The sequence below is a fragment of the Pseudomonas sp. 01L34 genome (assembly GCF_056400265.1).
The window spans coordinates 448,350-463,901 of the sequence record NZ_JBFTSX010000005.1 but is presented as its reverse complement, the minus strand read 5'-3'; the positions used below and the strand labels follow the sequence as shown (position 1 = coordinate 463,901).

At 59.3% G+C, this 15,552-nt stretch carries 12 protein-coding genes; 4 read left to right on the top strand and 8 right to left on the bottom strand.

All coding sequences use genetic code 11. The features are described from left to right. Positions 1–140: 140 nt before the first annotated feature. Positions 141–773: an efflux system transcriptional repressor EmhR gene (emhR, locus tag AC1DQM_RS17735; protein WP_064619872.1), complete on the bottom strand. Its 633-nt coding sequence runs from the start codon at positions 771–773 to the stop codon at positions 141–143. A 264-nt stretch (positions 774–1,037) separates the two neighbouring features. Here emhR and AC1DQM_RS17730 point away from each other — a divergent pair, with 264 nt between their 5' ends. From AC1DQM_RS17730 to emhC, 3 genes are read left to right on the top strand one after another with little or no spacing between them, the layout of a single operon-like run. Next, positions 1,038–2,195, top strand: a complete 1,158-nt coding sequence (locus AC1DQM_RS17730; RefSeq protein ID WP_018926861.1) for an efflux RND transporter periplasmic adaptor subunit — start codon at positions 1,038–1,040, stop codon at positions 2,193–2,195. A 3-nt stretch (positions 2,196–2,198) separates the two neighbouring features. Beyond that, positions 2,199–5,360 carry an efflux RND transporter permease subunit EmhB gene (gene emhB, locus AC1DQM_RS17725; protein WP_018926862.1) on the top strand — a complete coding sequence of 1,054 codons (3,162 nt, stop codon included), beginning with the start codon at positions 2,199–2,201 and terminating at the stop codon, positions 5,358–5,360. Further along, entirely contained in the window at positions 5,360–6,820 is a 1,461-nt protein-coding gene (emhC, locus tag AC1DQM_RS17720) for an efflux RND transporter outer membrane subunit EmhC (protein WP_477746592.1), read from the top strand. Before emhB ends, emhC begins: the two co-directional genes overlap by 1 nt. 72 nt (positions 6,821–6,892) lie before the next feature. Here the strand turns inward: emhC and AC1DQM_RS17715 are convergent, their stop codons facing one another. From AC1DQM_RS17715 to AC1DQM_RS17700, 4 genes are all read right to left on the bottom strand, one after another. Continuing rightward, a complete protein-coding gene (locus AC1DQM_RS17715) occupies positions 6,893–8,863 on the bottom strand; it encodes a multinuclear nonheme iron-dependent oxidase (protein WP_477746591.1) in 1,971 nt (656 codons plus the stop codon). 16 nt (positions 8,864–8,879) lie between these two features. Further along, on the bottom strand, positions 8,880–10,040 hold the full coding sequence (locus AC1DQM_RS17710; RefSeq protein WP_477746590.1) for an aKG-HExxH-type peptide beta-hydroxylase: 1,161 nt from the start codon (positions 10,038–10,040) through the stop codon (positions 8,880–8,882). Between the two features lie 14 nt (positions 10,041–10,054). Beyond that, positions 10,055–10,531: a GNAT family N-acetyltransferase gene (locus tag AC1DQM_RS17705; RefSeq protein ID WP_111455069.1), complete on the bottom strand. Its 477-nt coding sequence runs from the start codon at positions 10,529–10,531 to the stop codon at positions 10,055–10,057. Between the two features lie 110 nt (positions 10,532–10,641). After that, positions 10,642–10,905 carry an Os1348 family RiPP precursor gene (locus AC1DQM_RS17700; RefSeq protein WP_111455068.1) on the bottom strand — a complete coding sequence of 88 codons (264 nt, stop codon included), beginning with the start codon at positions 10,903–10,905 and terminating at the stop codon, positions 10,642–10,644. 620 nt (positions 10,906–11,525) lie between these two features. Between AC1DQM_RS17700 and AC1DQM_RS17695 the strand changes: the two genes are divergently transcribed. Continuing rightward, a complete protein-coding gene (locus tag AC1DQM_RS17695) occupies positions 11,526–12,785 on the top strand; it encodes an OprD family porin (protein WP_305411405.1) in 1,260 nt (419 codons plus the stop codon). Between the two features lie 156 nt (positions 12,786–12,941). Here AC1DQM_RS17695 and pcaC read toward each other — a convergent pair whose 3' ends face one another. Genes pcaC through AC1DQM_RS17680 form a run of 3 tightly spaced genes read right to left on the bottom strand, consistent with a single transcriptional unit; the run spans position 12,942 to position 15,527 of the window. Then, positions 12,942–13,334, bottom strand: coding sequence for a 4-carboxymuconolactone decarboxylase (pcaC, locus tag AC1DQM_RS17690; RefSeq protein WP_018926869.1), 393 nt, complete (start codon positions 13,332–13,334; stop codon positions 12,942–12,944). Positions 13,335–13,344: 10 nt separating this feature from the next. After that, a complete protein-coding gene (gene pcaD / locus AC1DQM_RS17685; protein WP_111455067.1) occupies positions 13,345–14,151 on the bottom strand; it encodes a 3-oxoadipate enol-lactonase in 807 nt (268 codons plus the stop codon). Between the two features lie 11 nt (positions 14,152–14,162). Then, entirely contained in the window at positions 14,163–15,527 is a 1,365-nt protein-coding gene (locus AC1DQM_RS17680; protein ID WP_477746589.1) for a 3-carboxy-cis,cis-muconate cycloisomerase, read from the bottom strand. Positions 15,528–15,552 lie beyond the last annotated feature (25 nt).

Here is a 15,552-nt window from a genome sequence, read left to right as displayed (position 1 = left end):
CCTACAAAATACGTAGCTCGCTACCTATCAACCTGGCGAACGTACGTATATAAAAGCATCCCATTGCAAAAAGGCGCGCGAAGCAGGGACGTTCCCCGCGTCATGCCTTGACAAAAACGGATCCAATTACGCATTTTGTTTCAATTGCGCAGGCTGGGACTCAAGCGCAGCATATCCAAACCTGTGTCGACCCAACGCTCGGCTTCGATGTGCAGTTGAAAACTGTCGGGAGCCAACAGCCACTGATACAGGATGCCATCGATGTAGGCATGCAAGCTGATGGCCGCGCGGGCAGCGTCGAGGTTTTCCGGTAACTGCCCGCGATTCACCGCATTACTCAGGGCCAGCGCGATTCGCACATTGCAATCGAGGCTGACCGTTCGGCGCTGCTGGCGCAGGTCGCACATTTCATCGGTGAATTCGCACTTATGAAACAGAATCTCGTTGATGCGTCGGGTTTTCGGGTCCATGGCAACTTGATGAAACAAATGAATCAGCAGTTTGCGCATGCAGCCCAGCGGGTCGAGTTCGTCTTGGCTTTCACTGGCCTTGGCCATTTCATTCAGCGGCTCGTGCAGGGTATCGAGCATCGCCTGCAGCAGATCCGCCTTGTTACTGAAATGCCAGTAGATAGCCCCGCGAGTCACCCCGGCCAGGGTAGCGATATCCGCCAGCGTCGTGCGTGCCACGCCCCGCTCGAAAAAGGCTTTTTCTGCCGCTTCGAGTATCTGGCTTCGGGTTTCTTGAGCTTCCTCTTTGGTGCGACGGACCATGGCAGTAAAACCTCAATCAGGGTGCCTCAGCGATGTCTGAGCATCCGCTGAATAGAAGTGAGGCGAGCGCTTTCGGGCTTCGTCTCAGGCCTACAATTCAAATCTTTGGACGGCTTTTGTAACGGTGTGGGTACGCCGCCAAGGTATTTACAAACAAGCATGAATGTAAGTATATTCCTTAGCAAGCTACTTATCCACCCGGTAAAATTTTTTAACCTTCCACCTTTCTTGTGCGCAACTTGCGCGCCTGACCCGAGGATCTTCATGCAATTCAAGCCAGCTGTTACCGCTCTGGTTACTGCCCTCGCCCTGGCATCGCTGCTCAGTGGATGTAAAAAGGAAGAGGCGGCACCTGCCGCACCCACCCCTCAGGTCGGCGTCGTAACCCTGCAACCACAAGCCTTCACCCTGACGTCCGAACTTCCAGGGCGCACCAGTGCGTTCCGTATTGCCGAAGTTCGCCCACAGGTCAACGGCATCATTCTCAAACGACTGTTCAAGGAAGGCGGCGACGTCAAGGCCGGTCAGCAGCTGTATCAGATCGACCCGTCGGTCTATGACGCGACCCTGAAAAGCGCCGAAGCCAACCTGCGTTCGACCAAGTCGATCTCCGATCGCTACAAGCAACTGGTCGACGAACAGGCCGTCAGCCGTCAGGAATACGACACGGCACTGGCCAACCGCCTGCAATCGGAAGCCTCCCTGCAGACCGCCCAGATCAACGTGCGCTACACCAAGGTCTACGCACCGATCTCCGGTCGAATCGGCCGTTCGTCGGTGACGGAAGGCGCGCTGGTCAGCAGCGGCCAGAGCGACGCCATGGCGGTCATCCAACAACTGGACCCGATCTATGTCGACGTGACCCAGTCCTCGGTGGAGCTGCTTGAGCTGCGCCGCGAACTGGAAAGCGGTCGTCTGCAAAAGGCGGGCGACAATGCCGCCGCGGTCAAGCTGACCCTGGAAGACGGCAGCCAGTACGCAGTGGACGGCAAGCTCGAGTTTTCCGAAGTCTCGGTTGACCAGACCACCGGTTCCGTGACTTTGCGCGCGGTGTTCCCGAACCCTGATCACACCCTGCTGCCGGGCATGTTCGTTCACGCTCAGTTGCAATCCGGCGTGAACAGCGCGGCGATTCTGGCGCCGCAACAAGGCGTGACCCGCGACCTCAAAGGCACCCCGACCGCGCTGGTCGTGGGTCCGGACAACAAGGTCGAACTGCGTCAGCTCAAGGCCAGCCGTACTGTCGGCAACCAATGGTTGATTGAAGACGGCCTGAAGGCAGGCGATCGCCTGATCACTGAAGGGCTGCAATTCGTCAGACCTGGTGTTGAAGTCAAGGCCACTGAAGCCACCAACGTCAACGCCAAGAGCCCGGTCCCCGCACAGGCAGCCAAAGTCGCTGTCGGCGGCAAAGGGGAGTAAACCATGTCGAAATTTTTTATCGACCGTCCGATTTTCGCCTGGGTAATTGCCCTGGTGATCATGCTGGTCGGGGCTTTATCGATCCTCAAGCTGCCCATCAACCAATACCCGAGCATTGCGCCTCCGGCCATTGCGATCTCCGTGACTTACCCGGGCGCGTCTGCACAAACCGTGCAGGACACCGTGGTGCAGGTGATCGAGCAACAGCTCAACGGTATCGACAACCTGCGTTATGTCTCGTCGGAAAGTAACTCCGACGGCAGCATGACCATTACCGCGACCTTCGAGCAGGGCACCAGCTCCGATACCGCGCAGGTTCAGGTCCAGAACAAACTGAACCTGGCCACCCCGCTGCTGCCGCAAGAAGTGCAGCAGCAGGGTATCCGCGTGACCAAGTCGGTGAAAAACTTCCTGATGGTCATCGGTGTGGTGTCGCGTGACGGCAGCATGACCAAGGACGACCTGTCCAACTACATCGTGTCGAACATGCAGGATCCGATCTCGCGGACCGCCGGTGTCGGTGACTTCCAGGTCTTCGGTGCCCAGTACGCGATGCGGATCTGGCTCGACCCGGCCAAGTTGAACAACTTCAACCTGACCCCGGTGGACGTGAAAACCGCCATCGCGGCGCAGAACGTCCAGATCTCGTCCGGTCAACTCGGCGGCTTGCCCGCCCTGCCCGGCCAGCAACTGAACGCTACGATCATCGGCAAGACCCGCCTGCAGACTGCCGAGCAGTTCAAGGAAATCCTGCTCAAGGTCAACAAGGACGGCTCGCAGGTTCGCCTCAAAGACGTCGCCGAAGTAGGCCTGGGTGGCGAGAACTATAGCGTCAGCGCCCAGTTCAACGGCAGCCCGGCTTCCGGTCTGGCGGTGAAGCTGGCCAACGGTGCCAACGCCCTCGACACCGCCAAGGCCCTGCGCAAAACCATCGATGACCTGAAGCCGTTCTTCCCGCAAGGGATGGAAGTGGTGTTCCCGTACGACACCACCCCGGTGGTGACCGAGTCGATCAAAGGAGTGGTTGAAACCCTGGTCGAAGCGATCGTGCTGGTGTTCCTGGTGATGTTCCTGTTCCTGCAGAACTTCCGCGCCACCGTCATCACCACGATGACCGTGCCGGTGGTATTGCTGGGTACATTCGGGATCCTCGCGGCATTCGGCTTCAGCATCAACACCCTGACCATGTTCGGCATGGTGCTGGCCATCGGCTTGTTGGTGGACGATGCCATCGTCGTGGTGGAAAACGTCGAACGGGTCATGAGCGAAGAAGGCCTGTCACCCAAGGAGGCCACCAAGAAATCCATGGGGCAGATCCAGGGTGCGCTGGTCGGTATTGCTCTGGTGCTGTCCGCGGTACTGCTGCCGATGGCGTTCTTCAGTGGCTCCACCGGTGTGATCTACAAGCAGTTCTCGATCACCATCGTTTCGGCCATGGCCTTGTCGGTGCTGGTTGCATTGATCTTCACCCCGGCGCTTTGCGCCACCATGCTCAAAGCGATTCCGAAAGGCGAGCACGGCACGCCGAAACGCGGCTTCTTCGGCTGGTTCAACCGCAACTTCGACCGTGGCGTCAAAAGCTACGAGCGCGGCGTCGGCAACATGCTCGCTTACAAGGCTCCGTACCTGCTGGCGTACCTGATTATCGTGGTCGGCATGATCTGGCTGTTCACCCGCATTCCAACGGCGTTCCTGCCGGAAGAAGACCAGGGCGTACTGTTTGCCCAGGTGCAAACCCCGGCCGGTTCCAGCTCCCAGCGCACGCAAGTGGTCGTGGATGAAATGCGCGAGTTCCTGCTGCGTCCGAGCAAGGATGGCGGCGAAGGCGATGCAGTGGCCTCGGTGTTTACCGTGACCGGCTTCAACTTCGCCGGCCGTGGCCAGAGTTCGGGCATGGCGTTCATCATGCTCAAACCATGGGACGAACGTAACGCCGACAACAGCGTGTTCAAACTGGCGGCCCGTGCCCAACAGCACTTCTTTACCTTCCGCGACGCCATGGTGTTTGCCTTTGCGCCACCAGCGGTACTGGAACTGGGTAACGCCACCGGTTTCGACGTATTCCTTCAGGACCGTGCCGGCATCGGTCACAACAAGCTGATGGAAGCCCGTAACCAGTTCCTCGGCATGGCGGCGCAAAGCAAGGTCCTGTCGCAAGTCCGTCCGAACGGCCTGAATGACGAGCCGCAGTACCAGCTGGAAATCGACGATGAGAAGGCCAGCGCCCTGGGCGTGACCCTCACCGACATCAACAACACCCTGTCGATTGCCCTGGGCAGTAGCTATGTGAACGACTTCATCGACCGCGGTCGTGTGAAGAAGGTTTACGTGCAAGGCCTGCCCGGCGCTCGCATGAGTCCTGAAGACCTGAAGAAGTGGTACGTGCGCAACAGCGCCGGCACCATGGTTCCGTTCTCGGCGTTCGCCAGGGGTGAATGGATCTACGGTTCACCGAAACTGGCCCGTTACAACGGCGTGGAAGCGATAGAAATCCTCGGTGCCCCGGCGCCCGGCTATTCCACCGGTGAGGCCATGGCCGAAGTCGAAGCCCTGGCCAAGAAACTGCCGGCCGGTGTCGGTATTTCCTGGACCGGTCTGTCGTACGAGGAACGTCTGTCCGGCTCGCAAGCACCAGCGCTGTACGCCTTGTCGCTGCTGATGGTGTTCCTGTGTCTGGCGGCGTTGTATGAAAGCTGGTCGATCCCGATCGCGGTCATGCTGGTCGTGCCGCTGGGGATCATCGGTGCGCTGATGGCGACCAGCCTGCGCGGCCTGTCCAACGACGTGTATTTCCAGGTGGGGCTGTTGACCACCATCGGTCTGGCGGCGAAAAACGCCATTCTGATCGTCGAGTTCGCCAAGGAACTGCATGAGCAAGGGCGTAGCCTGCGCGATGCAGCGATCGAAGCCTGCCGGATGCGTCTGCGACCGATCATCATGACCTCGCTCGCATTCGTGCTCGGCGTGGTACCGCTGGCCATTTCCACGGGCGCAGGTTCGGGTAGCCAACATGCGATCGGTACCGGGGTGATTGGCGGTATGCTCACGGCCACGATCCTGGCGATCTTCTGGGTTCCGTTGTTCTTCGTCACCGTGTCGTCCATGGGCCAGCGCAAAGTCGCCGACCAGGATGACGCCATTGAAACTCCTCAAGAGGCTGGCTAATGAGCAAGTCGCTACTCTCCCTGGCAGTCACCGCTTTCGTGCTGAGTGGCTGCTCGCTGATACCCGATTATCAGCGGCCTGAAGCACCGGTGGCGGGCCAATACCCGCAAGGCCCGGCGTATTCGCCGGCCCAGGCGCCCAACCAGGCCGCCGCCGAACAGGGCTGGAAGCAGTTTTTCCACGACCCGGCGCTGCAACAGGTGATTCAGACCGCGCTGGAGAACAACCGTGACCTGCGCGTCGCGGCGCTGAACATCGACGCTTATGCGGCTCAATACCGCATCCAGCGCACCGACCTGTTCCCGGCGGTTTCGGCCACCGGCAGCGGCAGTCGTCAGCGGGTTCCGGCACGGGCCTCGCAAACCGGCGAAGCGAACATCAACAGTTCCTACTCGGCCACCGTCGGCATCAGCGCCTACGAACTCGACCTGTTCGGTCGGGTGCGCAGCCTGAGCGAAGAGGCCCTGCAGAAGTACTTCGCCACTGAAGAAGCACGGCGCAGCACGCAGATCAGTCTGGTGGCCAGCGTGGCCAATGCCTATCTGACCTGGCAGGCCGACAAGGAACTGCTGAAACTGACCCAGGAAACCCTCGGTGCCTTCGAGGAGAGCTACAAGCTCACCTCGCGCAGCAACGAAGTGGGCGTAGCCTCGGCGCTGGATCTGGCCCAGTCACGTACCTCGGTGGAAAACGCCCGTGCGCAACAGGCCAAGTACACCCGTCAGGTCGCCCAGGATGAAAACAGCCTGGTGTTGCTGCTCGGCACCGGCATCCCGGCCAATCTGCAAGCAGCCAGGCCACTGTCGGACGACCTGCTGAGCGACGTGCCGGCCGGCCTGCCGTCGGACTTGCTGCAACGTCGCCCGGACATCCTCCAGGCCGAATACAACCTCAAGGCCGCCAACGCCAACATCGGCGCGGCGCGGGCGGCGTTCTTCCCGAGCATCAGCCTGACCGCCAATGCCGGCTCCCTGAGCCCGGACTTGTCCGGTCTGTTCAAGGGTGGTTCGGGCACCTGGTTGTTCCAGCCGCAAATCAACCTGCCGATCTTCAACGCCGGCAGCCTGCGTGCCAGCCTGGATTACTCCAAGATCCAGAAAGACATCAGCGTGGCGAACTACGAGAAGTCCATTCAAACGGCCTTCCAGGAAGTCGCCGATGGCTTGGCCGCACGCCAGACCTACACCGAGCAGTTGCAGGCTCAGCGTGATTTCGTCAGCGCCAACCAGGACTACTACCGTCTGGCCGAGCGTCGTTATCGCATCGGGGTCGACAGCAACCTGACCTTCCTCGACGCCCAGCGCCAGCTGTTCAGTGCCCAACAGGCGCTGATCACCGACCGCCTGGCGCAGCTGACCAGCGCGGTCAACCTGTACAAGGCGTTGGGCGGTGGCTGGAATGAACAGACGGCGAAGAACGAGCCGTTGAAAGAAGAAGCGCCGAAGATGAAGTTGTTCTGATAGCGCCGTAAACACGAAGCCCACCGTTTGGTGGGCTTTTTGTTGGTCGTGAAAAAAACCAGCCTGTTCGCTTCACCCTCCGACTCCATTGACCAGAAACACCGGCTCTTCCAGATAATCGAGCCCCAAGCGGTTTTCGAACATTTCGTCGCGTAACGCTGCGGTCGTGAAACTGCCCAGGCCCAGCGCGGTGGCCAGCAGGGAAAAGGTCTGACTCAGATGCCCGGCATCCATCAGCGCCACCCGCAGTGCGCGGCTGAATTCGTATTTCCAGGCCATTCGCTCGACCCGCGCCGTGGAAACGAACACCGCTGCCGCATCCTTGATCCACGCCTGTCCACCACAAGCCTCGCTGATCCAGGCTCGCGGATCTTCCAGGGAAAGCAGCTCAAGCCCATGACGGCGTACCGAATAGTGGTAAAGCCCCCGCTCGAAACCCTGCACGTTCATCAGCACCGCATACACCTCGGTGCCCTGCAGCGAACCGCCGGCCGGCGAGGTTTTCTTCAGGAAATAGTCACCCATGCGGTTGTGCTGCACGACGGTCGCGCCCCAGGTGTAGTAGAGCAACAAAGACAGTTGTTCCGAACTCAACGGCTGATCACTGAATGTTCGCGACGTGCGGCGATTGCACAGCGAGTCCAGCAGCGTCGGCTGAGCAATCGCACAGGCAGGCAGCAGCGGGTTTTCCAGGGCGATGAACGGATGGGACCAGTAGTCCTTGAACGCCGACGGCTGAGGTTGCGCCGAGGCCTTTTGCTCCAGCTCCGTTTCCAGCTCGGCAACGCTGATGTAGGGCGTGTGCGAGCCGGTCCGGGTACTCAGGTAAAACTCCAGCGCGGCGTCCCAACGGGTCCAAAGGTTGAGCGAATGCTTACCCTGGTTATACGTGACCGAACCCGATTGATTCACCACGGGCAGCAAAACACCATGGCTGACCAGTGTTCTCAGAAACGCCAGGTTGTCGTCCTGTGCAGGACTTTGCAAAACACCCGGCAGCAACAAGGCACTTTCCAGCGTTTGCGGGCTCAGGAAATGGCGCAGTAACGGCAGCAACGTCACGTCAAACTCCAGGCTCAAGTCCTGCTGCCGGTCTCGGATAAAAAACGACTCCGTCCCGATGCTGAGCCAGGTGCTCTCCCTGAGTCGCAAAGGAGTCTGCGCATCCTCCGCCAGGGCCTCTTGCGCGCCCTGTTGATCACGGCCCCGCCAGAACAGGGCCTTGGGCTTCAAGGATTTGATGGCTTTGATCAACGTCAGCAGCTCCGCGTCATCGGTTCTGCGGGAAATATCCCACTCCAGGGTGATCGCTTTCACCGGGGATGAGGCGAACAGTTGGCGCAAGATCTCCCAATCCCGCTGCGGATGGCCGGTGTGAACCTCAATCAATCGGTCCAGCGGCAACGAACGCAAATAGTCGTTCAGGTCATACCCCTGGGTTCTGGCGGTCGCCATCGCGCTGTCCAGATCCAGCAGGAAACCCGCCCCGCTGCGCTCCACCACACTGGAGATGAATTCACCTTCGGGCAGTTCTTCTCCACCCGGCAATGAAAACAACCGCGGCGCGTTTTCCAGCACCAGCAGTGTGGCCGTGAGCTCGCGCAATTCGATGGCATTGGCCACCACCGTGTCAGCCACCTCTTGGGCCAGGGTCGGCAAAATGAAATGCTGCGTGTCGCCACCGTGGAAACGCGACCAGGAAATATGCTCGGCCAGCCACGGCGAGCGGGTTTTGTCGCACAGTCGCCGCGTCATGTGCAGAAACTCGCGATCCATCGCGATGCCCACGCTGCCCAGGGACAAACTGGACGAGTGCAGCAGGCTCGGTACTCGAGCGCTGACGTCAAGTAAACGAGGCTGCAGGATGCAGTGGGTCGGCTGAAACTCGACGTAATCGAAATGCGGCAAACCCTCAGCGAGAATTCGCTCGACAGTCGGGTCAAGTCCATCCTCCGACCGGTCATCCTGTGCCCTGCGCCGTGGCAAATGGTATTCCAGCCCTACTCCGGCCTCGGGATAGGACGAGGCATCAAACATCCCCATGTGAGCCTCCCCGGCTTCAGGCGGTCAGACCCAGCAAGCGTTGTTGCTCAGTATCAGTCCCCGATATCGCCAACAGCCCGGCATATTGGTTTTCCTGCGCTCTGACCTCTTTGGCGAGGTTTTCCAGAAGTTGACGTCCTTGTGGGGTGAATTCAGTGCTGGCCTCAAAGTCCGGCAATGCCTTGATCAAGCCTCGCAGAATGTACAGAAGACGGTTTTGCGCCCGTTGCAGCTCATCGGTCGAACGCGAACGAACCCGCCCCAGGTATTTGACCAACGCGATGTACACGTAAAACGCGTGGAAGTAGCCATAAAAGTCACGCTTCTGCCCCGACCACGGCAAGGTGTACAAAGGCTCCCGCGAGGTCTCTTCCTTAACGACCGGGCACGCCTCGACAATGTGATAGAGCAACTGATGAGTGGCCTCATGCACCAGGGACTCTTCCAGATCGAGTATCGAATCATCCCGGCTCGACAACAGGATGATTCCGGTGAAACGGGACGCTGAACAGCTTCGAAATGAACCATCGGGTAAATAAAAAATCGACTTGACCAGTTTTTTGATTTGCTCACGGCAGGCGGGCCATGTGTGCTCTATGCGCAACAGGGCAATATTCACCACATCGCAAAAAAACCGTACGGAGTAACCGCTACGCTCCAACTGTTTGCGGACGGCTTCATCCTCCGGAAACTCATAGCTGGGCGGCATCACTATCGCTACCAGCGGATCGACATCAAACCGATGCACAGGGGGGCAATAATGATTCACGCGGGAACTATCGGATGCTTTGACACGCACTAACATCTCTGGAAATTCAAACAGCATTTTTTCCAGCTCACTCCTGTCCTCGGTCTTTTTCGTGATGACCAGATTGGCATAATGAGCGGTCAGTACATTCCACACTTGAAACACCGGATCATTAATAATCAAGCGCTGTTCACGGCTCGGAGGAACGATAAGATTAAACGCCTGTTCAAAAAACTCTGCCAGATGTGGCGCGTTGGGAAACAACTGAAAAAGTTCGGTGTACAGCGCAACAAAGCTGGTGTATCGATTTCGACTGACACGCTCCAGCAAGACTTCAAATCGCGAAGGCTCCGAATCCGCAAGGAAGGTCGTGCCCTGAAATAAATCCTCGACCGAGAGCTCACGTTGACCACTGTTACCGATGTCCATTTCTCAACCTTCCCTTAGGTTGGCGGCAACGGCTTCGCCATTGTCAGACTGGCAATGCCATAACCCAGTTGTTCATAAAGACGACGCGCCGCATCGTTGCGACCAAAGACATGCAACCGCACTTCCTTGCATCCCGCCTGGCTCGCCCATGATTCCAGGGCCAGCAGCGATTGTTTTGCATACCCCTGGCGGCGCTCGCCGGGGTCAATGTAAATATCCAGAATGAAGGCGATCCGACCGGCTCCAGCGTGTCGTTCGGCAACCCATAATTCACCGATGCGCCGCGCTTGATCCTGGATTACCCATAGTTGATTCTTTTCAGTCAATCGCCCTTGCGGCAACAATTGCTCGAAGACGCTCCGTGCCCTTTGCGACGCCTCCTCCTGGCCCCACTCGCCGGCGGCGACCATCCCGTCGCCATATTCAGCAAGGGCTCTGTCGGCGAACGTAACAAAGTCCGCGTCATTCATTGGAGCCAAGGTGACAGACATGCGTCATTCACTCCGTGCCCGAGCGCTTCAGGTCATGGGTCTGATAAGGCCATTCGGCGTACCACCATAAAGCCCACCTTTCGTGGCACGCCAAATGGCATCACCCACCGTTAATCCATGCGCGCTTGTTGCTGCTGGTTCTGTGTATCAAATACCGCGCGTATCCCCAGGTTGCTCCGAATGCTGGAGGAAGCTGCCGTCAGTTTTGCAGCATCAATACCTTTAACCGCTGCGATCTCGTCAGTACTTAAGTGCACGCCAATATTTCTAGCCGCCCCTGCCGGATCACTGTGTAAGGCGGTGGCAAATTTTTCGTCCAGCACGGCCCGTCCCAGAACCGAGGCCAAACGTTCCTGATTGACTTTATTACCCATGGTACTTCTCCTTGTTATTTCGGCATGACGAAAAATATCCCCTGACGAAGCATGAGAGTGTCTTTTGCCCGCCTGAGGATTTTGAATATAGCAAGGCCTCTTTTCTTTTCCAGCCAAGCCCATGGCTCTCTTTAAATCTTTTTACGATAACCGACAACACCAATTCTTAAGTTTAACCGGCGATTATTGATCTACCTTTAATAACAGCCAACACTGTAGGAAACGTCTTACAACTAAAGTAATAAACACTTCCATCTAACATCAACAAAACAACAAGGCGCCATTAATAGAACACACCTGCGGACGCCCCTTATCAACCCGAATAACTATGGGATTTTATTAGGAATGCCTCATACCGTCCGCGCCCACGCTGACGTCGATTAGTGTTCGTTAATCGCCCAAAACCCCATCCCCCCCAATTGAATCCCCCCGCCCATCCCTCGCACCATTGTCCGCACCTGCAAAAATCAATAACAACAAGGTCCGACACCATGACTACGCGCCCTCTGCGCTCCGGCTGATCTCGCCCGCCCCCTTATCCGAATTCGATTTTTTGTCTGCGACCCCTTGGTTGCGGCTGTGTACTGCCTTATCCCTGACAATTAGAGAGACCCGAGTCCATGACTTCCTCCACCACGCAGTATTTGTTCCCCAGTCTGATCGCCATCGCACTGGCCGGCGCGGCCCTGCCCGCCTTGGCCGAGGAAGCAGGCTTTGTCGAAGGTGCCAAGGTCAACCTGAACCTGCGTAACTTCTACATCAACCGTAACTTCACCAATCCGACCAAGAGCCAGGGCAAGGCTGAAGAGTGGACGCAAAGCTTTATCCTCGACGCCAAATCCGGGTTCACCCAGGGCACCGTCGGGTTCGGCATGGACGTGCTGGGGTTGTATTCGGTCAAGCTCGACGGCGGTAAAGGCACCGGTGGGACGCAGTTGCTGCCGCTGGATCACGATGGCCGCCCGGCGGACAACTTCGGTCGCACCAACGTGGCATTCAAGGCGAAGCTGTCCCAGACCGAAGTGAAGGTCGGCGAATGGATGCCGGTGCTGCCGATCCTGCGTTCGGACGACGGTCGCTCGCTGCCGCAAACCTTCCGTGGCGGCCAGATCACCTCGAAGGAAATCAACGGCCTGACGCTCTACGGCGGCCAGTTCCGCGCCAACAGCCCGCGCGACGACAGCAGCATGAATGACATGTCGATGACCGGCAAAGCGGCGTTCACCTCAGACCGCTTCAACTTCCAGGGCGGTGAATACGTCTTCAACGACAAGCGTACTCAGATCGGCCTGTGGAATGCTGAACTCAAGGACATCTACAGCCAGCAATACGTCAACCTGATCCACACCCAACCGCTGGGCGACTGGACGCTGGGCGCCAATCTCGGGTTCTTCTACGGCAAGGATGACGGCAGCGCCCGGGCGGGCGAGCTGGACAACAAGACCTGGTCGGGTCTGTTCTCGGCCAAATACGGTGGCAACACCTTTTACGTCGGCCTGCAAAAACTCACCGGCGACAACGCCTGGATGCGAGTCAACGGAACCAGCGGCGGCACCCTGGCCAACGACAGCTACAACTCCAGCTATGACAACGCCAGGGAAAAATCCTGGCAAGTGCGCCACGACTACAACTTCGCCGCTCTGGGCGTGCCGGGCCTGACCCTGATGAACCGCTACATCAGCGGCGACAACGTCCACACCGCCACCACCAGCGACGGCAAGGAATGGGGCCGCGAAAGCGAACTGGGTTACACCGTGCAAAGCGGCGCACTCAAAGACCTCAACGTCAAATGGCGCAACTCCACCATCCGCCGTGACTTCAGCAACAACGAGTTCGACGAGAACCGGCTGATCGTCAGCTATCCGATCAGCCTGCTGTAAACCCAGACCCAACGTGGGAGCGAGCTTCTGTGGCGAGGGGGCTTGCCCCCGTTGGGGCGCGAAGCGGCCCCAAAAGCTTTACGACTGCTTCGCTGCCGAACGGGGGCAAGCCCCCTCGCCACAGAAGCCAGCTCCCACGGGGATTGTCGTGGACAGTTACTCCCGCGACTCAACCCCCAACTCATCCCACACCGACTCGGCCAGGTGGAACGTCGCGTTGGCCGCCGGAATGCCGCAATAGATCGCGCTCTGCATGATCACTTCCTTGATCTCGCCACGGGTTACGCCATTGTTGGCGGCGGCGCGCAGGTGCAGTTTGAGTTCTTCGTTGCGGTTCATGCCGATCAGCATGGCGATGGTGATCAGGCTGCGGGTGTGGCGCGGCAGGCCCGGACGGGTCCAGATGTCGCCCCAGGCGTGGCGGGTGATCATCTCCTGGAACTCCGAGTTGAACTCGGTCAGCGCGCTCAGGCTGCGGTCGACGTGGGCGTCACCGAGCACTGCGCGACGGACTTTCATGCCCTCGTCGTAACGTTGTTTCTCGTCCACAAAAAATTCCTCAATGACCTGAAAGAAACGCCAGCACCCGCTCGCTGAACGCAGCGCCGGCCTGGACGTTGGACAGGTGCGCGGCGTAGAACTCGGCGTACTCGGCGCCCCGCACATGTTCCTGAATGAAATGCCCGCCGGACGGTGGCGTTACCGCGTCTTCAGTACCGGCGATCACCAGTAGCGGCACCTTGATCGAGGACAACTGATCACGGAAATCGGCATCGCGCACCGCCGCGCAATTGGCCGCGTAACCTTCAGGCGAGGTAGCCGCGAGCATGTCGGTGATCTGCTTCGCCGCTGCCGGATTGGCGGCGGAAAAATCCGGGGTAAACCAGCGCGCAATCGACGCATCACGCAATGCCACCATTGCCGCCGCGCCGTCACGCAGCACGGTTTCGATCCGTGGGTTCCACACCGATGGATCGCCGATTTTCGCCGCGGTGTTGCACACGATCAGTTTGTTCAAACGCTGACCGGCATTGATCCCCAGCCATTGGCCGATCAACCCGCCCATGGACAGACCGCAGAAATGCGCGCGCTCGATGTGCAACGCATCCAGCAGCGCCAGCACGTCGCGGCCCAGTTGCTCGATGCTGTACGGCCCTGGCGTCACCAATGACTTGCCGTGACCACGGGTGTCAAAACGCAGCACCCGAAAATGCTCGGTGAACGCCGGGATCTGCGCGTCCCACATGTGCAGGTCGGTGCCCAGTGAGTTGGACAGCACCAGTACCGGCGCATCCACCGGTCCATCGAGTTGCGGCCCTTGAATTTGGTAGTGCAGTTCGCCATCGGCGAGTTGTACGAATGCCACAGCAGTCTCCTTCAGGCAGTCAACGCAAAATGTTCAGCCACCGCTCGCTCGACCCAGGTATGGGCCTGACCGAGGTAATGGGCGGGGTCCAGCAGATGATCGAGTTCAGCGTCCGACAACTCGGCGGTCACTTGCGGCTCATCGCCGAGTACCGCGCGCAGATGACGTTGCTCGGCCACAGCACGCTTGCAGCATTGCTCCAGCAGATGATGCGCGGTGTCGCGACCGACCCGTTGCGCCAGGACGATGCTCACGGCTTCGGCGAGCACCAGGCCCTGGGTCAGGTCGAGGTTGCGGGTCATGCGCATCGCGTCCACTTCCAGTCCGTCGGCCACCAACAGCGCTTGCTGCAGGCTGCCCGACACCAAGCAGCAGATCTCCGGCAGGGTTTCCCATTCGGCATGCCACAGGCCCAGGCTGCGCTCGTGTTCCTGGGGCATCGCGCTGAACAAAGTCGAAAGCAAACCCGGCACCCGCGTCGCCGCACCGATCAGCACCGCCGCGCCCACCGGGTTGCGTTTGTGCGGCATGGTCGAGGAACCGCCCTTGCCCGGCGCCGACGGTTCGAACACTTCGCCGGCTTCGGTCTGCATCAACAGGCTGATGTCGCGGCCGAGTTTGCCGAGGCTGCCGGCGATCAAGCCAAGCACCGCGCCGAACTCCACCAGACGATCACGCTGGGTGTGCCAGGGTTGTTCCGGCAAGGTCAGTTGCAGTTCCGCGGCCAAGACTTCGGCAATCGGCATCGCCTGATCGCCAAGGGCTGCGAGGGTGCCGGAGGCGCCACCGAATTGCAGCACCAGCAGGCGCGGCTTGAGTTCCAGCAGACGCTGGCGGCTGCGGGTTACCGCGCCCAGCCAACCGGCGATCTTCATGCCGAGGGTGACCGGTGTCGCGTGTTGCAACCAGGTGCGCCCGGCCAGCGGCGTGACGACGTATCGCTTGGCCTGGGTCGCAAGGGTTTCCCCCAGCTGCGCCAGATCAGCTTCGATCAGTTGCAGCGCGCGGCGCAATTGCAACACCAGGCCCGTGTCCATCACGTCCTGGCTGGTCGCGCCCAGATGCACGTAGCGCTCGGCTTCGGCATCGCTTTTGGCGATCTGCTTGCCCAGGGCCTTGACCAAAGGGATCGCCGAATTGCCCGCCGTGGCAATCGCCTCGCCGAGGGCGGCGAAATCGTAATGCTCGGCTTTACAGGCCGCTTCAATAGACGCGACAGCCGCTTGCGGAATCAGGCCAACCCGCGCTTCGGCCCGGGCCAATGCGGCTTCGAAATCCAGCATGGCCTGAACCCGGCCCTGATCGCAGAACACCTCACGCATGTCGCGTGCGGTGAAGTAGACATCGAACAATTGATTGCCCGGTCGCTGATTCATAAACAGTCCTTGCAGGCGAGGGCCA